The sequence below is a fragment of the Kitasatospora sp. NPDC032150 genome (genome assembly GCF_055579945.1).
This window is the reverse complement of sequence record NZ_JBVIMH010000004.1, coordinates 338948-364676: the sequence shown is the minus strand read 5'-3', so window position 1 is coordinate 364676 and position 25729 is coordinate 338948. Positions and strand designations below refer to the sequence as shown.

The 25729-nt window shown below is 72.7% G+C and carries 21 protein-coding genes and 2 pseudogenes; 6 read left to right on the top strand and 17 right to left on the bottom strand.

What is annotated here, in order from left to right:
• Positions 1-89 precede the first annotated feature (89 nt).
• The 3 genes from ACZ5ON_RS07890 to ACZ5ON_RS07880 form a co-directional block, all read right to left on the bottom strand.
• Positions 90-1280: a dipeptidase gene (locus ACZ5ON_RS07890; protein ID WP_465586996.1), complete on the bottom strand. Its 1191-nt coding sequence runs from the start codon at positions 1278-1280 to the stop codon at positions 90-92.
• A gap of 403 nt (positions 1281-1683) precedes the next feature.
• Positions 1684-2217, bottom strand: a complete 534-nt coding sequence (purE, locus tag ACZ5ON_RS07885) for a 5-(carboxyamino)imidazole ribonucleotide mutase (protein WP_344638037.1) — start codon at positions 2215-2217, stop codon at positions 1684-1686.
• Positions 2214-3353, bottom strand: coding sequence for a 5-(carboxyamino)imidazole ribonucleotide synthase (locus ACZ5ON_RS07880; protein WP_465587178.1), 1140 nt, complete (start codon positions 3351-3353; stop codon positions 2214-2216). Before ACZ5ON_RS07880 ends, purE begins: the two co-directional genes overlap by 4 nt.
• Before the next feature lie 254 nt (positions 3354-3607).
• Here ACZ5ON_RS07880 and ACZ5ON_RS07875 point away from each other — a divergent pair, with 254 nt between their 5' ends.
• Positions 3608-4129: a GtrA family protein gene (locus ACZ5ON_RS07875; protein WP_344638038.1), complete on the top strand. Its 522-nt coding sequence runs from the start codon at positions 3608-3610 to the stop codon at positions 4127-4129.
• 70 nt (positions 4130-4199) lie between these two features.
• Here the strand turns inward: ACZ5ON_RS07875 and ACZ5ON_RS07870 are convergent, their stop codons facing one another.
• A complete protein-coding gene (locus ACZ5ON_RS07870) occupies positions 4200-5441 on the bottom strand; it encodes an ATP-binding protein (protein ID WP_465586992.1) in 1242 nt (413 codons plus the stop codon).
• An 87-nt stretch (positions 5442-5528) separates the two neighbouring features.
• Positions 5529-6203, bottom strand: coding sequence for a response regulator transcription factor (locus ACZ5ON_RS07865; RefSeq protein ID WP_280696139.1), 675 nt, complete (start codon positions 6201-6203; stop codon positions 5529-5531).
• 211 nt (positions 6204-6414) lie between these two features.
• Here ACZ5ON_RS07865 and ACZ5ON_RS07860 point away from each other — a divergent pair.
• Both ACZ5ON_RS07860 and ACZ5ON_RS07855 read left to right on the top strand, forming a co-directional pair.
• Positions 6415-6576, top strand: a pseudogene (locus ACZ5ON_RS07860) (MFS transporter); the annotation flags it as partial.
• A gap of 348 nt (positions 6577-6924) precedes the next feature.
• Entirely contained in the window at positions 6925-8433 is a 1509-nt protein-coding gene (locus tag ACZ5ON_RS07855) for a peptide MFS transporter (protein ID WP_465586988.1), read from the top strand.
• 68 nt (positions 8434-8501) lie between these two features.
• Here the strand turns inward: ACZ5ON_RS07855 and hutI are convergent, their stop codons facing one another.
• The 4 genes from hutI to hutU form a co-directional block, all read right to left on the bottom strand.
• Positions 8502-9671, bottom strand: a complete 1170-nt coding sequence (gene hutI, locus ACZ5ON_RS07850) for an imidazolonepropionase (protein WP_465586985.1) — start codon at positions 9669-9671, stop codon at positions 8502-8504.
• Between the two features lie 134 nt (positions 9672-9805).
• A complete protein-coding gene (locus ACZ5ON_RS07845; protein ID WP_465586981.1) occupies positions 9806-11161 on the bottom strand; it encodes a formimidoylglutamate deiminase in 1356 nt (451 codons plus the stop codon).
• Complete coding sequence (locus tag ACZ5ON_RS07840; protein ID WP_465587175.1) at positions 11149-12336, bottom strand: allantoate amidohydrolase; 1188 nt, start codon at positions 12334-12336, stop codon at positions 11149-11151. Before ACZ5ON_RS07840 ends, ACZ5ON_RS07845 begins: the two co-directional genes overlap by 13 nt.
• A 20-nt stretch (positions 12337-12356) precedes the next feature.
• Positions 12357-14030, bottom strand: coding sequence for a urocanate hydratase (gene hutU, locus ACZ5ON_RS07835; protein ID WP_465586978.1), 1674 nt, complete (start codon positions 14028-14030; stop codon positions 12357-12359).
• A 90-nt stretch (positions 14031-14120) separates the two neighbouring features.
• Between hutU and ACZ5ON_RS07830 the strand changes: the two genes are divergently transcribed.
• Positions 14121-14564 carry a TetR-like C-terminal domain-containing protein gene (locus tag ACZ5ON_RS07830; protein WP_465587172.1) on the top strand — a complete coding sequence of 148 codons (444 nt, stop codon included), beginning with the start codon at positions 14121-14123 and terminating at the stop codon, positions 14562-14564.
• Between the two features lie 24 nt (positions 14565-14588).
• Here the strand turns inward: ACZ5ON_RS07830 and ACZ5ON_RS07825 are convergent, their stop codons facing one another.
• The 3 genes from ACZ5ON_RS07825 to hutH all read right to left on the bottom strand — a co-directional run bounded on the left by ACZ5ON_RS07825 (position 14589) and on the right by hutH (position 17803).
• The gene (locus tag ACZ5ON_RS07825) at positions 14589-14936 is read right to left on the bottom strand and encodes a hypothetical protein (protein ID WP_465586974.1); all 348 of its coding nucleotides are present in this window, start codon (positions 14934-14936) and stop codon (positions 14589-14591) included.
• A 144-nt stretch (positions 14937-15080) separates the two neighbouring features.
• On the bottom strand, positions 15081-15950 hold the full coding sequence (locus ACZ5ON_RS07820; protein WP_465586969.1) for a MurR/RpiR family transcriptional regulator: 870 nt from the start codon (positions 15948-15950) through the stop codon (positions 15081-15083).
• A 278-nt stretch (positions 15951-16228) separates the two neighbouring features.
• Positions 16229-17803, bottom strand: coding sequence for a histidine ammonia-lyase (hutH, locus tag ACZ5ON_RS07815; RefSeq protein ID WP_465587165.1), 1575 nt, complete (start codon positions 17801-17803; stop codon positions 16229-16231).
• A gap of 208 nt (positions 17804-18011) precedes the next feature.
• Here hutH and fdhD point away from each other — a divergent pair, with 208 nt between their 5' ends.
• Complete coding sequence (fdhD, locus tag ACZ5ON_RS07810; protein WP_465586966.1) at positions 18012-18905, top strand: formate dehydrogenase accessory sulfurtransferase FdhD; 894 nt, start codon at positions 18012-18014, stop codon at positions 18903-18905.
• A 137-nt stretch (positions 18906-19042) separates the two neighbouring features.
• Here the strand turns inward: fdhD and ACZ5ON_RS07805 are convergent, their stop codons facing one another.
• Positions 19043-20239, bottom strand: coding sequence for a macrolide family glycosyltransferase (locus ACZ5ON_RS07805; protein WP_465586961.1), 1197 nt, complete (start codon positions 20237-20239; stop codon positions 19043-19045).
• A 128-nt stretch (positions 20240-20367) separates the two neighbouring features.
• Here ACZ5ON_RS07805 and ACZ5ON_RS07800 point away from each other — a divergent pair, with 128 nt between their 5' ends.
• A complete protein-coding gene (locus ACZ5ON_RS07800; protein ID WP_465586955.1) occupies positions 20368-20967 on the top strand; it encodes a TetR/AcrR family transcriptional regulator in 600 nt (199 codons plus the stop codon).
• A 17-nt stretch (positions 20968-20984) separates the two neighbouring features.
• Here ACZ5ON_RS07800 and ACZ5ON_RS07795 read toward each other — a convergent pair whose 3' ends face one another.
• The 4 genes and pseudogenes from ACZ5ON_RS07795 to ACZ5ON_RS07780 form a co-directional block, all read right to left on the bottom strand.
• Positions 20985-21374, bottom strand: a complete 390-nt coding sequence (locus ACZ5ON_RS07795) for a hypothetical protein (protein WP_465586952.1) — start codon at positions 21372-21374, stop codon at positions 20985-20987.
• A 707-nt stretch (positions 21375-22081) separates the two neighbouring features.
• Positions 22082-23239, bottom strand: a pseudogene (locus tag ACZ5ON_RS07790) (GGDEF domain-containing protein); the annotation flags it as partial.
• A 266-nt stretch (positions 23240-23505) separates the two neighbouring features.
• The gene (locus ACZ5ON_RS07785; RefSeq protein WP_465586949.1) at positions 23506-24612 is read right to left on the bottom strand and encodes an adenylate/guanylate cyclase domain-containing protein; all 1107 of its coding nucleotides are present in this window, start codon (positions 24610-24612) and stop codon (positions 23506-23508) included.
• A 203-nt stretch (positions 24613-24815) separates the two neighbouring features.
• A complete protein-coding gene (locus ACZ5ON_RS07780) occupies positions 24816-25709 on the bottom strand; it encodes a biotin--[acetyl-CoA-carboxylase] ligase (protein WP_465586946.1) in 894 nt (297 codons plus the stop codon).
• Between the last annotated feature and the right edge of the window lie 20 nt (positions 25710-25729).

Below are 25729 nucleotides of genomic sequence, written 5' to 3'. Positions count from 1 at the left end.
CCGGACACGCTCCCGTCTGTCCCAGGGGCAGGGTCAAGCCGCCGGGCGAGGGCCCGGGCCACTGCCCGGTCGCCCGCCCGCCGTCCCGCTCAGCCGTCGAGCTGGGCGATGGTCGCGATCGAGGGCTTGCGGGTGGTCCGGAGGGTGGACGCGACCGACTCCGCGTCGCGCAGGACGCGGACGGCGTTGTGCCAGGTCAGCTTGGAGATGTCGGCCTGGGACCAGCCGCGGTGCAGGAGTTCGGCGATCAGGTTGGGGTAGCCGGAGACGTCGTCCAGGCCGGCCGGGAGGAAGGCGGTGCCGTCGAAGTCGCCGCCGATGCCGATGTGGTCGATGCCCGCGACCTCCCGCATGTGGTCGAGGTGGTCGGCGACGGTGGCCGGGGTGGCGACGGGGCGCGGGCGGGCGGCCTCGTAGGCGTGCTGGACCTCCATGGCGGCGGGCGTGGTCTCCAGCGGGTGGAAGCCGTGGGCACGCATGTTCTCGTCGGCGGCCCGGGTCCACGCGATGGCTTCGGGCAGGATGAACTTCGGTACGAAGGTGGCCATCGCCACGCCGCCGTTGGCGGGCAGCTGGGCGAGCACGTCGTCCGGGATGTTGCGCGGGTGCTCGCAGACCGCGCGGGCGGAGGAGTGCGAGAAGATCACCGGCGCCTCGCTGACCCGCAGGGCGTCCCGCATGGTGTCCGCGGAGACGTGCGAGAGGTCGACCAGCATGCCGAGCCGGTTCATCTCCCGGACCACCTCCTCACCGAACGCGGTCAGCCCGCCGGCCGCCGGCTCGTCGGTGGCGGAGTCCGCCCAGGGCACGTTGTCGTTGTGGGTGAGCGTCAGGTAGCGGACGCCCAGCCGGTGCAGGGCGCGCAGGGTGGCCAGCGAGCAGTTGATCGAGTGGCCGCCCTCGGCGCCCATCAGCGAGGCGATCCGGCCCTCGGCCCGGGCGGTCTCCAGGTCCTGCGCGGTGAGGGCGAGCCGCAGCCGGTCCGGGTAGCGCTCGGTCAGCGCGCGGACGAAGTCGATCTGCTCCAGGGTGGCGCTCACCGCCTGGTCGCCCGCGTAGCTGCTGGGCACGTACACCGACCAGAACTGCCCGCCGACCCCGCCCTCGGCCAGCCGGCCCAGGTCCGTGTGCAGCCGGGGGCTCTGGTCGCCGGCGAGGTCCAGCGCATCGAGGTCGTACCCGACCTGGGCGCGCATCGCCCAGGGCAGGTCGTTGTGGCCGTCCACCACCGGGGTGTCGCGGAGGACGGCGCGGGCTCGGTCGAGCAGCTCAGGAGTCATGCCATCTGTTCTATACCGGCCGGCGGCCCGAGAGGGAGTGGCACGGGCGCCGGGCGCCGTGGCTGGCCGTCAGCCGTCGCGATGACCGGACGCCGGCTGCCGGCCGGACCGGCGGCGGATCGTTCGTGGACCGGGGAAGGAGCGGCGAGCAGCCCTCTCACCTGCCGGGACGGTGAGTGCCCGGGGCTAGAGTTCTCTGATGATCGCCCCGCCTGCTGGGCCGCAGTGGCGGTCCGTCACGCCTTTTCGAGCCATGTGAGTCATCGCGCAACCCGATGACGAGTACCGGGGGGTGCCCAGCCTGCGCTGAGGCCCTCGTCTACGGGCCGTACGGCAGACTGCGGCCTGCCGTACGGCCCGTAGACGAAACAGCCGGCGGCCGGGACCCGGCAGGCCGGAGGCGTCAGCCGGTGAAGCCGAAGGAGGTGGAACCGGCCACCTTGGCGCGCAGCTTCTTGCCCTTCTCGGTGGCCTGGTTGTTCAGCTCGGCCTGGAACTCGACCATCTTCTCGGCCAGTTCACGGTCGAAGGCGGCGAGCATCCGGACCGCCAGCAGCCCGGCGTTGCGGGCTCCCGCGACCGAGACGGTGGCCACCGGCACCCCGGCCGGCATCTGGACGATCGACAGCAGGCTGTCCATGCCGTCCAGGTAGCGCAGCGGCACCGGGACGCCGATCACCGGCAGCGGCGTCACCGAGGCCAGCATTCCCGGCAGGTGGGCCGCGCCGCCGGCACCGGCGATGATCGCCTTGAGCCCGCGCCGGTGGGCGTTCTCGCCGTACGCGACCATCTCGCGCGGCATCCGGTGCGCCGAGACGACATCCACCTCGTAGGGGATCTCGAACTCGTCGAGGGCCTGGGCGGCGGCCTCCATCACGGGCCAGTCGGAGTCCGAGCCCATGACGATGCCGACAACCGGGTTGCTGCTGTTGCTCATTCGGTGATGGTCCCTCGCAGGTAGGCGGCCGCGTGGCGGGCGCGCTCGCGAACGTCGTCGAGGTCGTCCCCGAAGACGTTGACGTGTCCGACCTTGCGGCCGGGCTTGACGTCCTTGCCGTACATGTGGATCCGCAGGCCCGGGTCGCGGGCCATGCAGTGCAGGAAGGCGTGGTACATGTCCGGGTAGTCGCCACCGAGGACGTTCACCATGACGGTCCACCCGGCGCGCGGGCGCGGGTCGCCCAGCGGCAGGTCGAGGACGGCGCGCAGGTGGTTCTCGAACTGCGAGGTGACGGCACCGTCCATGGACCAGTGGCCGGAGTTGTGCGGGCGCATGGCCAGCTCGTTGACCAGGATGCGGCCGTCGCGGGTCTGGAACAGCTCGACCGCGAGGTGGCCGGTGATGTCCAGCTCGCCCGCGATCCGCAGGGCCAACGCCTGGGCCTCGGCGGCGAGTTCGGGGTCGAGACCGGGTGCCGGTGCAATCACCTCGGCGCAGACGCCGTCCTCCTGGATGCTCTCCACCACCGGGTAGGCGACCGCCTGGCCGCTGGGCGAGCGGACCACGTTCGCGGCCAGCTCGCGGACGAAGTCGACCTTCTCCTCGGCCAGTACGGGCACCCCGGCCAGGAACGGCGCGGCCGCCTCCTGCTCGTCGTCGACCACCCAGACACCCTTGCCGTCGTAGCCGCCGCGCACGGTCTTCAGCACGACCGGGTAGCCGGAGCCCTCGTCAGCGAAGGCGGTGACGTCGGCCGGGTCGGTGACCAGCCGGTGCCGGGGACAGGGAACGTCGATCGAGTCCAGCCTGGCCCGCATCACGCCCTTGTCCTGGGCGTTGACCAGCGCGTCCGGGCCGGGCCGTACCGCGATGCCATCGGCTTCGAGGGCCCGCAGGTGCTCGGTGGGCACGTGCTCGTGGTCGAAGGTGATCACGTCGCAGCCGGCCGCGAAGCGGCGCAGCGTGTCCAGGTCGCGGTAGTCGCCGAGCACGACGTCCGAGACGACCTGGGCGGCGGAGTCCTGCGGGGTGTCGGCGAGGAGCCGGAAGCGGATCCCCAATGGGATACCCGCCTCGTGTGCCATGCGGGCCAGCTGCCCGCCGCCGATCATGCCGACCACTGGAAAATTCACTTTGCCCGCGAAAGTCACGCTGCCCAGGATATCCGGGCCGGTCAAGGCCGGTGCATCCGCTTGAACGACGCGTGAACGCGGTGGCCGGAACCGGCCGGGGAGTGGCCCTTGGCGCCGGTGGGCCTGGTGGGAACGAGTAGCCTGGGGGGCCGGACCCCGGGAACTATCCGATCTTGTACAGGAGGGTCCGGTCGCGCTGCGCCCTGGCGAGCGCTCACTCACCTCTCGTACGCGCGCACAGGAGACTGCCGGGTATGACCGCGACCACCAGCACCGGGCCTTCGCTGATCCAGCGGCTGCGCGGACTCTCGGGCGAAGTGATCAAGTTCGGGATCGTCGGCGCCGCCGGCGTGGTGGTCAACGCCGTGGTCTTCTGGGTCTGCCTCCAGGGCGAGGGCCTGATCCACTCGTTCGCGGGTTTCATCGCCACCGCCGTCGCGATCGGGACCAACTACCTCGGCTACCGGTACTGGCTGTACCGCGACCGCGACGCGGCCTCCCGCAAGCGGGAGATCACGCTGTTCCTGATCTTCAGCGGGATCGGGATGCTGATCGAGAACGGCATCCTGGCCTTCTCGGTGCACGTGCTGCACTACACCTCGTCCGGCAGCCAGCTGATCGCCAAGAACGTGGTCGGCCTGGCGGCGGGCACGGTTTTCCGCTTCTTCTCCTACCGCACCTGGGTGTTCAAGGCGATGCCCGAGCTGGCGGAGCCGCAGGTGGTGGACGAGGCCGAGCGGCTGCTGGCGGCCGAGCAGCCGCAGTACGCGAAGTAGCGGCAGCGGGACGGCCGTTGGGCTCCACCCGGGGCCGCCGCCGCTTCCGGGAAGCTTCGCCGGACAGGCCCTAACGGACGCCGGCGCGGCTCAGGAAGAGGGCGAACACCGGAGGTTTGAGCGAGAGCAGCTCCAGCCGGCCGCCGTCGGCCTCGGCCAGGTCGCGGGCCACGGCAAGGCCGATACCGGTGGAGTTGCGGCCGCTGACGGCACGTTCGAAGACCCGGTTGCCGAGCTCCGGCGGCACTCCCGGGCCCTCGTCCTGGACCTCGGCCACGATCGAGTTCCCGGACGGACGCACCCTGAGCGTGATGGCCCCGGCGCCGTGCATCAGGGAGTTCTCGATCAATGTGGCCAGGATCTGGGCGACCGTGCCCGGAGTCCCGATCACCGAGACGCTCCTGAGGCCCTCGATCCGCAGGCTGCGCCCGGTCTCGCGGAGCGAGGGGCCCCACTCCTCGATCTGCTGCTTGATGACGTCGTCCAGGTCGAAGACCACGGCGGTCGGGCTGTGCGGGTCGCGCTGGTTGGTGAGCAGCCGCTGCACCACGTCGGTGAGCCGCTCGACCTGCTGGAGCGCGATCGTCGCCTCCTCCCGGACGGTGTTCGGCTCCTCGGCGAGGGCGGTGATCTCCTCGAGGCGCATGGAGAGCGCGGTGAGCGGGGTGCGCAGCTGGTGCGAGGCGTCGGCGGCCAGACGCCGTTCCGCCGTGAGCATCCGGGCGATCCGCTCCGCGCTGGTGTCCAGCACCTCGGCGACCCGGTCGAGTTCGGGCACCCCGTAGCGACGGTCGCGCGGGCGGGGGTCGCCGGAGCCCAGGCGTTCGGCGGTCTCGGCGAGGTCGGTGAGCGGCCTGGCGAGCCGCTTGGCCTGCCACACCGCGAGCGCGACCGCCGCCTGGACCGCCAGCAGGGCCACCAGGCCGAGCAGCAGCAGCATGTTGCCGATCTCGCGGTCCACGTCGGTCCTGGACTGGACGACGGTGACCACCTCCCCGCTCAGCCCCTGCTCGGTGGCGGTGAGGGCGGGGCCGGTGACCGGGCGGCCGACCGCGATCAGCGGCTGGTCCGGGATGTCGACCGTGACGAAACTGCCGTCGGTGACCTGGGCGGCGAACTTCTCCCCGGTGACCGGCTCGCCCGCCGCCAGTCGGCTCTCCACCAGGCCGAGCACGCGGACGGCCGCCGCGTCGACCCGGTCGTTCGCGGCGTTGACGATGCTCTGCTTCTCGATCAGCGCGAGCGGGACGCAGAACACCGCCACCACCACCAGGACCACGCCCAGCAGCGAGTTGATCATTCTGCGCTTCACGCCGGGATGCCCTCTGGTCGGTTCACTGGTGCGGTCTGGGGTCGGGGTCGGTCCTTCCCGAAGGCTCGGTCCTCCCCGAAGGCGGGGTCAGTTCTTCTCGAAGCGGAAGCCGACGCCGCGCACCGTGGCGATGTAGCGGGGGTTGGCCGCGTCGTCGCCGAGCTTCTTGCGCAGCCAGGAGATGTGCATGTCCAGGGTCTTGGTGGAGGTCCACCAAGTGGTGTCCCAGACCTGGCGCATGATCTCCTCGCGGGTCACCACCCGGCCGGCGTCCCGGACCAGCACCCGGAGCAGCTCGAACTCCTTCGCGGAGAGGGTCAGCTCCTCTTCGCCGAGCCAGGCGCGGTGCGACTCGATGTCGATCTTCACGCCGTGCGCGCCGGTGGTGAGCTGGTCCACGTTGCCGCGCCGCAGCAGCGCCCGGACCCGGGCGAGCAGCTCGGCCAGCCGGAAGGGCTTGGTGACGTAGTCGTCCGCGCCGGCGTCCAGGCCGACCACGGTGTCCACTTCGTCGGCGCGCGCGGTCAGCACCAGCACCGGGCAGCTGCGGCCGTCGGCGCGCAGCCGTCGGCAGACTTCGAGGCCGTCCATCTCGGGCAGGCCGAGATCGAGGACGACGAGGTCGACCTCCTCGGTCAGGGCGGCGCCGAGCGCGGACGGGCCGTCCTCGCGAACGAGGACCTCGTAACCCTCGCGGCGCAGCGCGCGGGCCAGCGGTTCGGAGATTGCCGGGTCGTCCTCGGCCAGCAGCACACAGGTCATGGGGCGATGGTAGTCGGCTTGGCGGCCCGCGATCAGGCCCCCCGGACTGCGGCTTCTCCTCGGACGACGCAATCCCGTCCGGTCCTGCCGGCTCACCGGGCGCCGGATCCTGACGTGATCTCTCACCGACGGCGGGCTCGGGAGGGCGAATGGCAGGCGGCGCAGCCGAGTTGCGGGGTGGACGGGGTCCCGGCGGGCTCCCCCGCCGGGCGCACCGCCCGGCGGCGGGCGCACCTTCCTCGGACATCCGCGCGGACTGGCCACCCTGTTCGCGACCGAGTTCTGGGAGCGGTTCAGCTTCTACTGGATGCGCTCGCTGCTGGTGCTCTCCCTCTCCCTGCCCGCCGACCGGGGCATGCGCGCTGGCGGCGCTCGCCGGGGCCCTGTTCCTGCTGGCGGCGGGCCGGATCCGGCGGCTGACGGGCGCTGTGAGCTAGTTCACAGAGCGTGATTGTTATCAATCGTTGTCATGCCCCCCTCCAGCCGGGAGATCGCTCGGGGATGACCGAAAATCTCCCCACACAAACCTGCGGTTCGAAGGAATAGTCGCCAACTTGCCATGGAACTCGGCAGTCAAGTGCCTTGATCCTTTACTTGGGCAATACGCTCATAGCCTGTTTTGTCCCCCGATTGAGAGGAATACCGCCACGTACAGTGGCCTGGTACCCGTTCGCCCCAACCCCCCTCATGGGCGAACGCTTCAGGCAAGGAACCACTACCTATGGCGTCTACGACCGTGGCTGCCGACCTCCAGTCGGCTCCCTCCAGTGGCAAGACCTTCCTCGGGCACCCCCGGGGCCTCGCCACGCTCTTCATGAGCGAGATGTGGGAGCGCTTCAGCTACTACGGCATGCGTGCCCTGCTGGTGCTCTACATGACCGCCTCCGTGGCCGAGGGCGGCCTCGGAATGAAGGTGGCCATCGCCAGCGCGGTGTACAGCGTGTACACGGCCATGGTCTACCTGCTGGCCCTGCCCGGCGGCTGGATCGCGGACCGCTTCCTCGGTGCGCGCAAGACCGTCGCGGTCGGTGGCACGATCATCATGATCGGCCACTTCCTGCTGGCCGTCCCGGCCTCCGTGTCGTTCTTCACCGGCCTGGCCTTCATCGCCATCGGCTCCGGTCTGCTCAAGGCCAACATCTCCACGATGGTCGGCCACCTGTACGACGGCCCGAACGACCCCCGCCGCGACGGTGGCTTCACCGTCTTCTACATGGGCATCAACCTCGGTGCCTTCGCGGCCCCGCTGGTCATCGGCACCGTCGGCCAGAGCGTCAACTGGCACCTGGGCTTCGCCCTCGCCGGTGTCGGCATGGCCCTGGGTCTGGGCCAGTTCCTGCTGGGCACCCGCCACCTGAGCGCCAAGAGCGACGTGGTGACCTCGCCGATCTCCGCCGAGGAGAAGAGCGCGATCTTCCGCAAGGCCGGCATGTGGCTGGCCGCGGCCGTGGTCTTCTACGGCGTCGTCGTGGCGACCGGCTCCTTCACCATCGACTGGGCGGTCTGGCCGCTGTCGATCGCCGGCATCGCGATCCCGGTGTTCGTCTTCGCCAAGGTGAAGAAGGACCAGGACCTCAACTCGGACGAGCAGTCCAAGATGAGCGGCTACATCTGGTTCTTCATCGCCGCCGCCGTGTTCTGGATGATCTACGACCAGTCCGGCTCGACGCTGAACGTCTTCGCCGACAAGAACACCGCCTCGGACCTGTTCGGGATCAACTTCCCGTCCAGCTGGTTCCAGTCGCTGAACCCGCTCTACATCATGGCGCTGGCCCCGGTCTTCGCCTGGCTCTGGGTCTGGCTGTCCAAGCGCGGCAAGAACCCCAGCACCACCATGAAGTTCGCCATCGGTCTGCTGATGATCGGCGCCTCCTTCCTGGTGATGATGATGGCGATGGCCGCCGCCTCCGGTGGCGTCAAGGTCACCCCGCTGTGGCTGGCCATGGTCTACCTGATCCAGACCGTCGGTGAGCTGACCCTCTCCCCGGTCGGCCTCTCGGTCACCACCAAGCTGGCCCCGACCAAGTACGCCAGCCAGATGATGGGTGTCTGGTTCCTCGCCGTCACCGCCGGTGACTGCGTGGCCGCCATCTTCCAGCTGGTCCTCGGCGACGCCGCCGTCGGCAGCACCTGGTACTTCGCGGTCCAGGGCGCGATGGCCCTCGTCGCCGGTGTCGCCCTGGCGATGTACCGCAAGAAGGTCGTCACCCTGATGGGCGACGTGCACTGACGCACCGCTGATCCCCCACCGGCGAAGGGTCGGTACCCCCACGGGTACCGGCCCTTCGCCGCTTCGGCTCAGACCATCCGCACGCCCGCGCGCCAGACCGCCGCCGTGAGCGGCACGCCGGGACGGTAGGCCAGGTGCACGTGCGAGGGGGCGTCCAGCAGCTGCAGATCGGCCCGGGCTCCCACGGTGATGCCGCCGACGTCGGTGCGCCGCAGCGCCCGGGCGCCGCCGGCGGTCGCGGCGTACACGGCCTCGTCCGGGGTCATGCCCATCTCGCGGACGGCCACCGCGATGCAGAAGGCCATCGAGCTGGTGAAGCTGGAGCCCGGGTTGCAGTCCGTGGACAGCGCGACGGTGGCGCCCGCATCCAGCAGCCGGCGCGCGTCGGGGTACTTCGCGCGGGTGGAGAACTCCGCGCCGGGGAGCAGGGTGGCCACGGTGTCCGACTCCGCCAGCGCGGCCACGTCGGCGTCGGTGAGGTGGGTGCAGTGGTCGGCCGAGGCCGCGCCGAGCTCCACGGCCAGCTGCACCCCGGGCCCGTGGGAGAGCTGGTTGGCGTGCACCCGGGGGATCAGCCCGCGCTCGGCCCCGGCGGTGAGGACGGCCCGGGCCTGGTCCCCGTCGAAGGCGCCCTGCTCGCAGAAGACGTCCACCCAGCGGGCGTGCGGAGCGCAGGCGTCCAGCATCTCGCCGGTCACCAGGTCCACGTAGGCCGCCGGGTCGTCGGCGAACTCGGGGGCCACCACATGGGCGCCCAGGTAGGTGGTCTCGGGGGTGTGCGACGCGGCGATCCGCAGCGCGCGTGCCTCGTCGGCGACCGTGAGGCCGTAGCCGGACTTGCACTCCACGGTGGTGGTGCCCTGGCGGAGCGCCTCGTTCAGGAAGCGGACCAGGTTGGCGTCCAGCTCCTCGTCGCTCGCGGCGCGGGTGGCGGCGACGGTGGTCCGGATACCGCCCGCGCTGTAGGACTGGCCGGACATCCGGGCGTTGAACTCGGCGGTGCGGTCACCGGCGAAGACCAGGTGCGCGTGCGAGTCCACGAAGCCCGGCAGCAGCGCCCGGCCGCCCGCCTCGTACCGCTCGTCGGCGGCGGGCGCCGAGGCCGCCGGGCCGACCCACGCCACCCGCCCGGCCTCGACCAGCACGGCGGCGTCCTCCAGCAGGCCCAGCGGGCCGGTGCCGTGCGCGGGGTCGTTGGTGACCAGACTGCCGACATCGGTGATCAGGAGAGTGCTCAAGGGAAGCCTTTCGGGGTTTCGGGGCGCGGAGGGTGCACCACCGGGGGTGGTGCGACTTCCCGCGCCCGTGGACGCGGACCGGCGGCGCGGGCGTGGGTCGGCGGCGGCCGTTCCGTCCGCGCGCCCGGCAGGACTCAGGACTGCAGTGCGGCGATGGAGTCGCGCAGCGCCGCCGGAACGTCCGCGACCAGCTGGTGCACCCCGTCGCGGACGATCTGCCGGCCGCCCACCACCACGTGCCGGACGTCGGCGGCCGAGGCCGCGAAGACCGCCGTCTCGGCGCCGAGCGCGGGGGCGGGTCCGGCGGTGCGCACCGAGTCCAGCGCGACCACGGTGAGGTCCGCGAGCGCACCGGCTTCGATCCGGCCCGCCTCGGGCCAGCCGAGCGAGGCGTGGCCGTCCTCGGTGCCGGCCCGCAGCAGGGCGCCCGCCGTCCAGTGGCCCCGGGTGCGGCTGTCCAGGCGCTCGTTCAGCTCCAGCGCCCGCGCCTCCTCGAACGGGTCGATGACGGCGTGGCTGTCACTGCCCAGGGTGATCGGGCAGCCGCCGCTGGCCAGCCGCCGGGCCGGTCCGATGCCGTCCGCGAGGTCGCGTTCGGTGGTCGGGCACATGCAGATGCTGGTCGAGGAGTCGGTGAGCAGCCGGATGTCCTCGTCGGTGAGGTGGGTGGCGTGCACGGCCGAGGTCCGCGGGCCGAGGACGCCGTGGTCGGCGAGCAGCCGGGTCGGGGTGACGCCGTGGGCGGTGAGGCAGGCGTCGTTCTCGGCGGTCTGCTCGGAGAGGTGGACGTGCAGCGGTGCCCTGCGCATCGCCGCCCAGTGCGCGACGGTGGTCAGCTGGTCGGCCGGGACGGCCCGGACCGAGTGGATGGCCGCGCCGATCCTGGCGTGCCCGCGCTCCTTGATCTCGCCGGCCCGCGCCGCCCAGGCGTCCGCGTCGCCGTCGCTGAACCGCAGCTGCGGCTCGGTGGGCTCGGCGCCGAACCCGGAGGAGAGGTAGCAGGTGTCCAGCAGGGTGATCCGGATGCCGGCCCGGGCCGCCGCCTCGATCAGCGCCTCACCCATGGCGTTGGCATCGGCGTAGCGGCCGCCGCCGGGCGCGTGGTGCAGGTAGTGGAACTCGCCGACGGCGGTGATCCCGGCGAGGGCCATCTCCGCGTACACGGCGGTGGCCAGCGCCAGGTAGCTGTCCGGGTCGAGCGCCCCGGCGAACCGGTACATGGTGTCCCGCCAGGTCCAGAAGGTGCCCGAGCCGATCTGGACGTGGCCGCGCAGGGCACGGTGGAAGGCGTGCGAGTGGGCGTTGGCCTGCCCCGGCAGGGTCAGGCCGGTAAGCTTGACTGCGTCCGGCGGGCAGGGCCCGCTGCCCGGGGTGACCCCGGTGATCCTGCCGTCCGGGCCGACGCCGATCAGCACCTCGTGCCCGACCACCGGACCGCCGGCGTGCGGCAGCCAGGCGTGCTCCGCCCAGTACGTGGCTACGGCTGGCATGCGAGGTCCTCCAGTACGTCGGCGAGGGCGGCCACTCCGGCGAGGCAGTCGGCCTCCTCGGCGTGCTCGGCCGGGGAGTGCGAGACCCCGCTCGGGTTCCGCACGAACAGCATGGCGGTCGGGATCACCGATGCCAGGATTCCGGCGTCGTGTCCCGCCCCGGTGGGCAGCACGGGGACGTCTCCGAGCAGCTTGGCGAGGCGGTCGCGCAGCGGGGAGTCGAAGTCGACGACCGGCGTGAACGACTCCCGGGTCAGCTCGACCCGCACGCCGTCGCGGCCACCGCGCTCGTACGCCGCCTGCCGGATCTCCTCGACCAGCGCGTCCAAGGTCCGCTCGTCGGCGGCCCGGGAGTCCAGCCAGCCGCGGACCAGGGAGGCGATGGCGTTGGTGCCGTTGGGTTCCACCGCGACCTTGCCGAAGGTGGCCAGCGCACCCGCCAGCTTCGCCTTCTTGCGGGCGGCGAGCACGGTGTTGGCGTAGGTGAGCATCGGGTCGCGGCGGTCCTCGATCCGGGTGGTGCCGGCGTGGTTGGCCTCGCCGTGGAAGTCGAAGCGCCAGCGGCCGTGCGGCCAGATCGCGCTGGCCACCCCGACCGGTTGCCCCTCCGTCAGGTGGCGTCCCTGCTCGACGTGCAGTTCGACGAAGGCACCGATCCGGGCGAGCCGGTCGCCGTCCGCGCCGATCGCGCTCGGGTCGTGGCCGGCCCGCTCCATCGCGTCGGGCAGCCGCACGCCGTCGGCGTCGCGCAGCTCGTACGCGGCCTCCCGGGAGAGCACCCCGGCGCTGAGGCGGGATCCGATGCAGGCGACGCCGAACCGGGCACCCTCCTCGTCGCCGAAGTTGACGATCGCCAGCGGCCGGCTGAACCCGGCACCGCGGGAGCGGAGTTCGTCCAGGGCGGCGAAGGAGGAGACCACCCCGAGCGGGCCGTCGAAGGCACCGCCGTCCGGGACGGAGTCCAGGTGCGAGCCGGTGACGACCGCGCCCTCGCCGTTCGGATCGCCCAGCCAGGCCCACTGGTTGCCGTTGCGGTCCAGCTCGTAGGTCAGGCCGCGCGAGCGGGCCTGCTCCTCGAACCAGGCCCGGCACTCGGCGTCGGCGGAGTTCCAGGCGAAGCGGCGGTAGCCGCCGGAGGAGGCGGAGCGGCCCACGGGGAGCAGCTCCGCCCACATCCGTTCGAAACTGCCGGAGGTCACAGCTCACCCATCGGGACGCGGACTCCGCGCTCGGCCGCGACCTCGGTGGCTCGGTCGTAGCCGGCGTCGACGTGCCGGATGACGCCCATGCCCGGGTCGTTGGTGAGCACCCGGCGGATCTTCTCGCCCGCGAGCGCCGTACCGTCGGCCACGGTGACCTGGCCGGCGTGGATCGAGCGGCCGATGCCGACGCCGCCGCCGTGGTGGATGGAGACCCAGGACGCGCCGGAGGCTACGTTGACCATGGCGTTGAGCAGCGGCCAGTCGGCGATGGCGTCCGAACCGTCCAGCATCGCCTCGGTCTCGCGGTACGGGGAGGCGACCGAGCCGCAGTCGAGGTGGTCACGGCCGATCACGATCGGGGCGGAGAGCTCGCCGGAGGCGACCATGTCGTTGAAGCGCTCGCCGGCCTTGTCGCGCTCGCCGTAGCCGAGCCAGCAGATGCGCGCCGGGAGGCCCTGGAAGTGCACCCTCTCCTGGGCCATCCTGATCCAGCGGGCCAGCGACTCGTTCTCCGGGAAGAGGTCGAGCACGGCCTGGTCGGTCTTGTGGATGTCCCGCGCGTCGCCGGAGAGCGCGGCCCAGCGGAACGGGCCCTTGCCCTCGCAGAACAGCGGGCGGATGTACGCCGGGACGAACCCGGGGAACTCGAAGGCCCGCTGGTAACCCGCGAGTTGGGCCTCGCCGCGGATCGAGTTGCCGTAGTCGAAGACCTCGGCGCCGCGGTCCTGGAATCCGACCATCGCCTCCACGTGCCTGGCCATCGACTCGCGCGAGCGCTGGGTGAACTCGGCGGGCTTCTCGGCCGCGTAGGTGGCCATGTCTTCGAAGTCGACGCCGATGGGCAGGTAGCTCAGCGGGTCGTGGGCGCTGGTCTGGTCGGTGACGATGTCGATCGGGGCGTCCATCGCCAGCAGCTGCGGCACCAGCTCGGCGGCGTTGCCCAGCACGCCGATGGAGAGCGGCTGCTTCTTGTCCCGGGCGGCGGTGGCCAGTTCGAGCGCGTGGGCGAGGTCCTTCGCCTCGACGTCCAGGTAGCGGTGCTCGATCCGGCGGGCGATCCGGGAGGGGTCGCAGTCGATGCAGATCGCCACGCCGCCGTTCATGGTGACGGCCAGCGGCTGGGCGCCGCCCATGCCGCCGAGACCGGCGGTCAGCGTGATGGTGCCCGCCAGCGTGCCGTTGAACTTCTTGGTGGCGACGGCGGCGAAGGTCTCGTAGGTGCCCTGCAGGATGCCCTGGGTGCCGATGTAGATCCAGGAACCGGCGGTCATCTGCCCGTACATGGTGAGCCCGAGGCTCTCCAGCCGGCGGAACTCCTCCCAGTTGGCCCAGTCGCCGACCAGGTTGGAGTTGGCGATCAGGACGCGCGGCGCCCACTCGTGGGTCTGCATCACGCCGACCGGGCGGCCCGACTGGACCAGCATGGTCTCGTCCTGCTTGAGCGTCTGCAGGGTGCGGACCATCGCGTCGAACGAGCGCCAGTCGCGCGCGGCCTTGCCGGTGCCACCGTAGACGACCAGCTTGGACGGGTGCTCGGCGACCTCGGGGTCGAGGTTGTTCATGAGCATCCGCATCGCGGCTTCCTGCTGCCAGCCCTGCGCGGTCAGCTGGGTCCCGCGCGCCGCACGCACCTCGCGCGGGCCACTGCCCGCCTGCTGCTGAACCATGCTCCCGGCCTCCTTGCGGATGGATTCATTCAGGATCGAATGCTCTGAATATATCCAAACAAGTGGGCCGGGACCAGAGGGCAGTCCTGAATAAATCCATACAGCAACAGGCGGTCCGCCGGGCGAGCGGGGGCCCGGCCCCTGCTTCGGGTTCGGCTTCGGCTTCGGCTTCGGGCGCCCGGCTCAGCGGCCGGTAGCCAGGGTGGCGCCGCCGGCGCAGTCCGAGCCTCCTTCGCCGCACTGGCGGACCAGGGCATGACCCGGCTGCTCGTCGAGGTGGTGTCCGGGGCGCAGCGCGAGCGGGCGGTCGCCGCGGTGCTCGCCGACTTCACCGCCCGGCGCCGCTCCGCACTCCGGCTGCTGTTCCAACGCGCCCAGGAGCGCGGCGAGTTGAGGCCGGATGCGGACCCGAAGGTACTGGTTGACCTCGGCTACGGCTTCCTCTGGTACCGGCTGCTGGTCGGCCACGAACCGCTGGACGCGGCGGCCGCCCGGGCACTCGCCGAGCACCTGGCGGCCGCCGCGCAGCGCTGACGCCGGGGATCAGGGGCAGGCCGCTCAGGCCGCCGCGCCGCCGTCCCAGTCGATGCCGATCTCGGCCAGCCAGGCGCGGTCCTCGGCGTCAGGCGTGACGAGGTCGCTCCGCGCGGCATCGGACCGCACGGCGTCGGGCGCGGCGGGAGCCGGCGGGCGCGGGATCTCCTGGATCGGGCCGAGGCCGTACTTCTCGGCCACCGCCGCGGCGGCCTCGTCCGGCTCGACGAGCCCGACGTGGACGGCGGACTCGTCGCCGACGTCCAGGACCACCACTTCCGGGTCGGGCGGACGCCGCAGCGCGATACGACGGCCGCAGGTGGGGCAGGACCACTCGTCGGCCCCCGAGGCGAGCCGGCCGGTCAGTCTCATCTGGTGGATCGGACGCATGGCTGGCACCCCCGTCCGGCCCCTGCACCGGGACCTGTTGATGAGATGCCCGCCAACGGGGTGTCAGCAACCGTTCCGGAGCGAGCGGATGTCGCCGTTTCACGGTCGACCGAAGCGGCCTGGCAGCTATTCCAGGAAGAGCCCGCGTGCCGCCGCCGAGTGCTCGATGGCCTCCAACCTGGCTTCCGCGCCCGGGAGTTCGTCACACATCGTCTGCAGCAGGATCCGGCCGAGCATCATCGGCGCGCAGGCGGTGTCGAAGACCAGACCGGTGCCGACCGCCGCCGGGAGGAGGAGGTCGGAGAGCTTGGCGACCGGGGCGAAGGAGCTGTCCGCGACGGTGAGGACGGTCAACCCGCAGTCACGGGCGACGGCGAGGGCGTCCATCAGCTCGCGCGGGTAGCGCGGCAGGGCGAAGCAGAGCAACGCGCTGGCCCCGGCGGCGGCGGCCTGTTCCAGCCGGTCGGCGAGCATGCTGCCGCCCTCGTCCAGCAGCCGGATGTCCGGGTGCACCTTGGCCGCGAAGTACGCGAAGCCCCTGGCCTGGGCGGAGGCCGCGCGCAGCCCGAGCACCGGCAGCGGGCGGGAGGCGGCCAGCAGCCGGGCGGCGCGGACGATCGGTTCGGGGTCGGCCAGCAGCTCGGCGAGGTGGCGCAGGTGCTCGATCTCGGCGAGCACGGCCTGCTGGTGCTCGTTGCGGACCGCGTCGTCGGGCGTCTCGGGCGCCGCCTGCTCGCCCGCGCCCAGATCGCGCAGCTGCCGGCGCAGTGCCGGGTAGCCGTCGAAGCCGAGCGCGACGGCGAAGCGGGTGACCGAGGGCTGGCTGACCCCGGCGAGTTCGGCCACCTCGACGCTGGAGAGGAACGGTGCCTCGTTGGCGTGCCGGACCAGCGAGTGCGCGATCCGCCGCTGGGTCGGGGTGAGCCGGTGGCCCTCGAAGAGCTGCAGCAGTCGGGCGGAGGGACCGGCCGTGCCGGTCTCGTCCATGGCGGTCATCAGCGGTACCTCCGGGCTCTGGTGGCAGCACACGCCGTCGGCCACGGGACCGGTCGCGGCGGGTGGGACGACTGTGGCGCAGTCCCGCCCGGGCGGGCAACGACGTATCGAACAGCGGGACGGCCCGCCGGGGGCGTCGGGCCAGGGTATCCGGGCCGCCGAACGGGCCCTTCCGGGCGGTCGGACGAACCCGCGGGGCGCGGTGCCCGCCCGGTCGACCGCGTACGCGCCGCGGCCGACCGGGCAGGGCCTCGCGCCCCTGTTCACACCTCGGGTGCTCAGGCCAGCGGCCCGGTCACCCGCTCGACGGCCTGGATCAGCTCGCCCGAGGCGACCAGCGCGGCGGCGGCCTCCAGGTCGGGCGAGAGGAAGCGGTCCCGTCCGGGCCCGCCGACACCGGCCGCGCGGGCGGCGGCGACGGCGGCGCCGGTGGCGGGCGCGGTGGGCCCGCTGCCGTTGTCGGTACGGATCTCCAACGCACGGGCAGCGGCGGTCAGTTCGACCGCGAGGATCCGTCCGAGGTTGTCCACGGCCTGGCGCAGCTTGCGGGCCGCGGACCAACCCATCGAGACATGGTCCTCCTGCATCGCCGAGGACGGGATGGAGTCCACCGAGGCCGGGACGGCCAGCCGCTTGTTCTCGCTGACCAGGGCGGCCTGGGTGTACTGGGCGATCATCAGACCGGAGTCCACGCCCGGGTCGTCGGCCAGGAAGGCCGGCAGGCCGTGCGAGCGCGCCTTGTCCAGCAGCCGGTCGGTGCGGCGCTCGGAGATCGAGCCCAGGTCGGCGGCGGCGATGGCGAGGAAGTCCAGCACGTACGCGACCGGGGCGCCGTGGAAGTTGCCGTTCGACTCGACCCGGCCGTCCGGCAGCACCACCGGGTTGTCGACCGAGGCGGCCAGTTCGCGGGAGGCGACCAGCTGGGCGTGCGCGAGGGTGTCGCGGCCGGCGCCGGCCACCTGCGGGGCGCAGCGGATGGAGTAGGCGTCCTGGACGCGCGGAGCGTCGTCCTGGTGGTGCCCGGTCAGCCCGGAGTCCTGGAGCACGGCGAGCATGTTGGCCGCGCTGAGCGCCTGGCCGGGGTGCGGACGGATCGGGGCGTGCAGCTCGGGGGCGAGCACCTTCTCGCTGCCGAGCAGCGCCTCCAGGGTCATCGCGGCGGTGATGTCGGCGGTGGTGAACAGGCGGGAGAGGTCGGCGATGGCCATCACCAGCATGCCGAGCATGCCGTCGGTGCCGTTGATGAGGGCCAGGCCCTCCTTCTCCAGCAGCTCGACCGGCTCGATGCCGGCCTCCGCCAGCAGCTCGCCGGCGGGGCGGATCCCGCCGTCCGGGCCGAACGCTTCGCCCTCGCCCATCAGGACCAGCGCGCAGTGCGACAGCGGGGCCAGGTCGCCGGAGCAGCCCAGCGAGCCGAACTCCCGCACCACCGGGGTGATGCCCGCGTTGAGGATGGCGGCCATGGTCTGCGCGACCAGCGGACGGACACCGGTGCGGCCGGAGGCCAGCGTCTTCATCCGCAGGAACACCAGCGCCCTGACCACCTCCCGCTCCACCGTCGGGCCCATGCCGGCGGCGTGCGAGCGGACCAGCGAGCGCTGGAGCTGAGCCCGCAGCTCGGGGCTGATGTGCCGGACGGCGAGCGCACCGAACCCGGTGGAGACGCCGTAGACGGGACGCGGCTCGGCCGCGAGAGCATCGATCCGAGCCCGGGCACCCGCCATCTCGGCGAGTGCGTCGGGGCCGATCTCGACCCGGGCATTGCCCCGCGCGACGGCGACCACGTCCTCGGCGCTGACGTCGGCCTTGCCGACCAGCACGAGCGGCGCGTCCGGGGCCACAGCACTGTGCATATCCATATACATAATCAGAGCAGGTGAATGAGAATATGACAACCATCGTTCCGGGAGATCTCGCTCCACGGGATCCCCGGCCCGGGTCGGTGACGACGGCCGGCACCGGCGTCCCGCAGGTGGCGGAGCCCGGCGGACCCCGCGGATTTCCGCCGCGGCGGCCGGGTGGCGCAAGCTGAGCGAGGAGACACGGGGAGGCGGAGGGCTGATGGTACGGGCGACGGTACGGCGTCGGGTGGTGCGGCTGCGCGGGGACGAGCGGGGCGCACGGCCGGACGCGCTGGCGGCGGAGGAGCCACTGGAGATCCGGGTCGGCGGCCAGGCGCTGACGGTGACCATGCGCACCCCCGGGCACGACTTCGACCTGGTGGCCGGGTTCCTGGTCGGCGAGGGGACGGTCGAGCACTCCGACCAGCTCGCCGCGCTCCGCTACTGCGCCGGGACCGACGCCGACGGCGCGAACAGCTACAACGTGGTGGACGCGACCGTACGCGGCGCCGCGACCGCCCTCTCCAGCCACCGCAACCTGCTGACCACCAGCGCCTGCGGCCTGTGCGGCCGGGACACCGTCGACGCGGTGCGGATGCACGTCCGCCACCCGCTCGACCGGGACCCGCTCACAGTCACCCCCGAACTGCTCTACGCCCTGCCCGACCGGCTGCGCGCGGCGCAGCGCACCTTCGAGTCCACCGGCGGACTGCACGCGGCCGGCCTGTTCGCCCCGGACGGTGAACTGCTCTGCGCCCGCGAGGACGTCGGCCGGCACAACGCGGTGGACAAGGTGATCGGGTGGGCCCTGCGCGAGGGGCGGCTGCCGCTGACCGGCCACCTGCTGCTGGTCAGCGGCCGCGCCTCGTTCGAACTGACCCAGAAGGCGGCCCTCGCCGGGATCCCGCTGCTCGCCGCGGTCTCGGCACCGTCCTCGCTCGCGGTGGACCTGGCCGAGGAGCTCGGCCTCACCCTGGTCGGGTTCCTGCGCGGTCACGGCGCCAACGTCTACACCCGCCCGGACCGCATCGCGGAGCCGGCCGAACCCCGTCCGGGGCGCGGGGAGGGCACGACAGAGCCCGACCAAGGAGGGCGCCGGCTTTCTGGAGCGTGAGGCCCGCCGGCGGGACACGGTCGGCCGGGCGTCCTCAAGCGACCGTCGCAGCCTGCCGGTTCACGCCCGCGGCCCGCTCCGGCAGGGGCCTCGCTGGCAGGGTCAGCGCCGGTGTCACCGGCCGTCCGGAGGCAGGGTCAGCCGGGAAGGTGCGCCTCGATCAGGTCGGCGGCCCTCGCGCTGCCGCCCTCCGCGCGGAGCTCGTTCCGGATCCCCTCCAGCCGCGCGGCGACCTCCGGGTCCGCGGTGAGCTCCAGCAGGGCCGCGCGCAGCTCGGCCGCGGTCGCCTCTGCGGTGTCGATCCGCCGCCCGACCCCGAGTTCGACCAGCCGGTCGGCGTTGGAGAACTGGTCCGCCGCCTGCGGCACGGCGATCATCGGCAGCCCGCAGTACAGCCCCTCGCTCGCACCGCCCATCCCGGCATGCGTGATGAACGCGTCGGCCTGTTCCAGCACTGCGAGTTGGGGCACCCACGAGTGCACCTCGACGTTGCCGGGCAGTTCGCCCAGCCCGGCCGGGTCCACGTGCTTGCCGATCTGGAGCACCACATGCCAGTCGGGCAGGTCACCGAAGGCCTTCAGGCACTCGCGGTAGAACGCGGGCTGCCGGGTGAAGGCCGAACCGAGCGAGACCAGCAGCACCTTGCCGGCATCCGCCGGCCGCGTCCAACCGCCTTGCGCGGAGCGGTCGCCGAAGCACGGCCCGACGAAGGTGTACCGCCCGGGGTCGACCCGGTCCGCGTTGGGCTGCAGGGCCCGCGGGACGAGTACGAGGCTGTGTTCCGGCCGACCGGTGAACGCCTTCGGGTCGGGGCTGTCGCCGCCCACGCCGTTCTCGGCGAGCCAGCGGGCGAAGCGGGCGTAGTGCCCGAGGCCGCGAGGAGTGCCCATGACCGGTTCGAAGACCGGCGCCATCTCCTCCTCGTAGCCCTCCCAGGCGACATAGGTCGGCGAGAGCTGGACGATCGGCAGCCGCCAGCCCTCCGCCAGCACCCGGGCGGCGTAGGCGCCGATGTCGCACAGCACCAGGTCCGGCCTGTCGCCGTCGAAGGCGGCGCGCAGCTGCGGAAGCATCGCGATCGCGTCGTCCAGGAAGAGGTCCTGCACCTCGACCAGGTCATCGGGCCAGCCCGACGGGTCGTCGGTCAGCGGCAGGGTGGAGTCGCAGGGGACGAGGCGGGCGCCGGTGGACTCCACCAGTGCGGCGAACGACGGGTCGTTGGCGTAGCTGACGCGGTGTCCGCGCGCGACCAGCTCGCGGATGACCGCCAGACTCGGGTTGACGTGGCCGTGGGCAGGGATGGAGACCATGGCGATGTGCGCGGGGCGGGGCATACGTCCTCCAGATCAGGCGGTCGATCCTGGCGAGACGCTCCGTCTCGCCACCACCTCCAGGGTGCACAGTTTCCGACGGTTCGTCAATACGAGACGTATCGTCTCGCCCGACTCGCTAGAATCCCCCCATGGCACGCACCAGCAACACCCCGGACCCGGCCCGCCGCAACGAGCGCTCCAGACAGGCCATCCTCGCCGCCGCCGCCGAACTGGCGACCGAACTCGGGTACGCGAAGCTCACCATCGAGGCGATCGCCGCCCGAGCGGGCGTCGGCAAGCAGACCATCTACCGCTGGTGGCCCTCGAAGGGGGCGGTGGTCTTCGACGCCTTCCTGGCCGCCAGCGAGAACGAGGCCGGCGGCCTGGACCTCCCCGACACCGGGGACCTGGCCGCCGACCTACGGGCCCTGCTCCGGCCGGCCGCCGAACAGCTCGCCGATCCCGCCTTCGAACGGGTCGGCCGCGCCATCTCGGCCGAGATCCAGCTCGACCCCACCCTGCTCCGGGAGTACCGGGCCCGGCTGCTCGGCCCCCTCCTGGAGGCCACCAGGGACCGGCTGCGCAGCGCCCAGCGGGCCGGGCAGCTGGGCGAGGACCTCGACCTGGACCTCGCCGTGGACCTGGTCTACGGCCCGCTGCACTACCGCTGGCTACTGGGCACCGGCCCGATCGACCAGGCGTACGCGGACGCCATGGTCGAGGCCCTGCTGCGCGCACTGCGCCCCTGACCGGCCCCGCCGCCGGGTCACCCGTTCTCGCGCCGGCGGTGGCCGCGCCGCACCACGACCACCAGTACGATGACGACGAACAGGACCACGAACAGCGCGATCAGGCCGAAGGCCACCCCGACCAACCTCCCGAAGAAGCCCCGCCTCTTCCGGATCTTGGACTTGCCCCGTGCCAGCGGAACGGACGCGAGCGACCGGGTCCGGGTCCGCGCCCCGACCGGCCCCACCCCGACCGGCCCCACCCCGACCGACCGCTGCTGACCCACCGTCGGCAGACTCCCCGTCGCCTGACCCGCCGTCGGCGCCTGGACCACGGATGGCGCGGCCGAGGCCGGCGGACCCGCCAGGGTGACCCCGCCGGCGGCCAGGGCCAGCGCGAGCAGTACCGCAGCCGGACGTGTACGCATGACATCCCCCGCTCCCAGCCCCGGCTCCGCAACCGGCGTCAGTGTCAACTGTCGCACCCCGCAAGGCCGCTGCGACAGCACCCGGGTGCGGCCGGTCTTAGACCGCTCGTCTCCGGGCGCCCTGACCCGGCGGGCGCGAGGGCTCAGGGCGGCGGCGAGGTCGGTCCGGACAGGGCCACCGCGACCAGGGCCCGCAGTGCCGCGGTGACCGGGCCGAACGGCAGGGTGGACTCGTCCGCGAACAGCTCCACCAGCCAGCCGCCCGCCGCGTTGCCGCCGCCGGCCGCGAGCATGCCCTTGTAGCCGCTGACCACCATCATCGCCTCCTCCGCCGGGTCGTTCCCGGCGGCGCCGGAGCGCAGCGCGAAGGCCCCGCCGCGCACGGCCCGGCGGGTGAGCGGGTAGTAGCCGAGGTCGAACACCGCGTCCGGGGCCTCGATCTGGGCCCGCTGGGTCTCGGCACCGCTGCTGGTCGGCCCGCTGGTCATCCGGTAGACGGCGTGCTGGACGGTGCGCATCAGCTGCGAGCCCGGCGGCACGTAACTGACCCACCAGCCGACCGCGTCCAGCAGCCTGGCAGCGGCCCCGGCGACGGTGACCAGCCGGCCGAGGGTGTCGGCGGGGTGGTGGGTGCGGACCGCGCCGTGCTGGTCGAGCGAGGCGAGCACGACGGCGAGCAGCTGTCCCGGGTCGGCGCCGTTCGCGGCGCCCCGGAACCGGCGGCGGTCGCCGACGTGGCCGCGGCCCTGGCCGGGGCGGCGGTCGGTGCGGTGGTGCGGGTCGGCGGAGTCGGCCAGCAGCACGGTCGGGTCGGGAGCGAACCCGGGGCCGTGGCCCCGTCCGGCGACCACGGGATGGGTGGCCCGGGCTGCCTTGGCCCGGTACTGGGCTGCGTCGGCGAGCCGGAACAGCCGGTCCGGAGTGGTGACCGGGCCGATCGAGTCACCGGTGGAGGCCACCCCGCAGGCGACCCCCTCGCCATCCGCGAGATCCAGTGAGCGGGCGACCAACTCCTCGGCCACCGCGACGACTTCGTCCGCCTTGCGGCCCTCGACCAGCAGACAGAACTCGTCACCGCCGAGCCGGGCGGCCAGGCTGCCGGGGAGTCTGGCGGCGGCCAGCGAGAGCTGGTGGGCGAACCGTTCCAGCAGCCGGTCGCCGACCTCGTGACCGAGCCGGTCGTTGACCCGCTTGAGCCCGTTGACGTCGCAGACCACCAGGCTGAGCACGGTGTCGTCCCGGTTGTGGGCCGCCAGGGCGGTCTCCAACCTGGCGTCGACCGCCCGGCGGTTGGCGAGGCCGGTGAGCGGGTCGGTGAAGGCGAGCCGGCGCAGGTCGGCCAGCCGCTCGGTCTGGGCGAGCCCGGCGGAGATCTGGGCGGCCAGTAGCGTCGCGTAGTCGGCGTCCGCGTCGGTGAAGACCGGCAGGTCCGCCTTCCGGGCCAGATAGAGCTCGCCCCAGGCCTGGCCGTGCAGAACGATCGGCGCGACCAGACAGCACTTCCGTCCGCGCCGGCGCAATCCCACGGCGCGCTGCATACAGAACGCGCCGGCGCCCGGGTGCGCGTGCACGGAGTGCGTGGCATCGGCGTGCTCGGCAGTCTGCACCCAGGCACGCGGGAGGCGGCCCGTGGTCCAGTGCTCCTCCAGATATGTGACGATCTCCGGGAAGTCCGCCACCGGGTAGGACTCGTCCTCCGGCAGTTCCTCCTCGCCCCCGGCCAGCTCGCCGTGGTTGACCAGCACCCGCAGCCGGCCCGACTCGCGGTCCCACACCGAGACGGCGGCCATGGTGGCGCCGAGTGCGGTGGTGGCCCGCGCGGCCGCGGCCCGAACGGCGTCCAGCGGGGTGACGGCGACCGCCATGTCCTGGGCCAGCTCGACGACGGCCTGCAGTCGCGGATCGAGGGCCGGCGGTACGGACACGTGCACGGGTTCCGACATGGTCGCCTCGCTCACCGGCTCCGCCTCATCCCTGATCCCCCGGGGCCGCCCGGGAGCACTGGCCCGGGGCCTGCCCGGACGTGCCCAGAACGCTCCAGGACTGCCGTCCTGGACCAAGGTTATGGCCCTTCACTGAGACTTTGCCCCATTTGTCCGGGCGAATATGTGCGAATCCCGTGAGACCGGGTTCAGAGATCGTGGACGTGACGGCTCAGCAACCAGGGCTCCACCAGGCCGAGCCCGCGCACCGGGCGGCGCCACATCGGCTGCAGGTGGAACCGGTGCTCGGCGGAGCCGGGCGCGTGGTGCTCCTCCAGCCCCTCCGTCGAGACGCAGACCGACGGCGGCACGACCCCGCCGTTCTGCTCCAGCGCGGCGGCGAACTCGCCGTCCACCAGCACCGCGTCCTTGGGTGCGATCGAGGTCAGCCGGCTGGCCAGGTTCACCGTGGTGCCGAAGACGTCGCCCATCCGGGAGGTGACGGTGCCGAAGGCCATCCCGACCCGCAGGGCGGGGATGGTGTCCTCCTTGGCCAGCGCCTCCACCAGGCTGAGCGCGATCTCGGCGGCGGTGGCCGGATCCTCGGTCACGTACAGGATCTCGTCGCCCAGCGTCTTGATCACCCGGCCGCCGAATCCGGCGATCAGGTCGGAGCAGGTGTTCTCGAAGTTCTCGACCAGCGTGCCGAGTTCCTCCTCCTCCAGGCGGCGGGAGAGCCTGGTGAAGCCGACCAGGTCGGCGAAGCCGACGGCGAGCCGGCCGCTGGTGATCTCGGTGTCCTCGGCGGCCTGCACCACCCGGCCGGTGACGGCGGCCAGCTGGCGCCGCCAGACGTACACCAGGAACTGCTCCAGCTCCGGCAGCAGCAGTTCGACCAGCGGGTAGGCCACCTCGGCCCTGGTCATGCCGGGCTCGATGGACTGGGTGAGGTTCTCCAGGAAGGTGTCCATCTGCCAGCCGGCCAGCCGGGCGGTGGTCTGGCCGGTGGAGCGGGCCACCTGGATCGCCATCGGCTCGCTGAGCAGCCCGGACTCCACCAGGCCGGCCAGCCTGCGCAGGGCGATCACGTCGCCGTCGGTCAGGGCCCGGGACTGGCCGATGTCCGGGAAGCCCATGGCCCGCCAGAAGCGGGTGGCCAGTTCCATCGGCACGTCGGCGGCGCGGGCGGCCTGGTACGGCGTGTACCGGCGCGGCGCGTCGAGGATCAGCCGTTCCAGGTCCAGCGCGACCGTCTGCTCGTCCGAGTCCGCCGCGTCGCCTTTGCCGCCGTTGCCACCGACGTTTTCGCCTACCACCGGTCCATCCCCGTGCGGTTGCCGCACTTGCCTCTCGCCCTGCCCTGTCCAGGGGCGCCCCGACCACCGCTCGGGTAGTGGCGCGCCTCACACCGCTGCCAGGTGGAATGTTCGCACGGAATCACGTGATCCGGGGCATCCGGCCGGGACAAGGCCGGATCAGAACCCCGTCGGGACTCCGCCGTTCCGTCCGCCCGGCCCGGTCACCCCTGGTCCGGCCGTACGTGTACGACGTCCCCGGCGGCGACCGGGTGGCGCTGCCCGTCGGCGGTGCGGACCACCAGCCGGCCGAGGCCGTCCACCGCCACGGCCTCGCCGAGCAGTTCGCGCTCGCCGGGGAGTTGGACCCGCACGGACCGGCCCAGGGTGGTGCAGCGGGCCGTGTAGGCGGGCAGCAGCCCGCTGGCGTACGGGTCGCCCGCCGCCGCCACCCACTCCTGGTACAGCTCGGCGAACTCCCGCAGCAGCGCGCGCAGCAGGGTCTCCCGGTCGGCCACCCCGGCCCCGGCCAGGACCAGCGAAGCAGCGGTGGGAACGGGCAGTTCGGACTCGCGCAGCGAGACGTTGACGCCGAGACCGGCGACCACCGCACCGGCGCTCAGCTCGGTCAGGATGCCGCCCACCTTGCGCTCGACGCCGTCCACGGTGACCAGCAGGTCGTTGGGCCATTTCAGGCCGATCTCCATCTCCGCCACCCGCCCCAGCGTGCTCGCCGCCGCGACACCGACCAGGATCGGCAGCCAGCCGTACCGCTCCATCGGCACGTCGGCGGGGCGCAGCAGCACGGAGAGGAAGAGGCCGGATCGGGCCGGTGCGCTCCACACCCGTTCGAGCCGGCCACGGCCCGCGTTCTGCGCCTCGGCGATCAGGACGGCGCCCTCCGCTTCGCCCGCCCCGGCCCGGGCGGCGAGGTCGGTGTTGGTGGATCCGGTCTCGTCGACCACGTCCACGGCGGTCCAGAACCCGCCCGGGACCACCAGGTCCCTGGCGAGCCGGGCGCCGTCCAGTGGCGGGCGGTCGAGATCGGTCCAGGGGGACGGTCCGTCGTGGCCGAAGCCACGCAGGCCGCTACGACGAGGGCGGGTCGGCTCGGTCACCAGCTCAGCGTACCCATGCC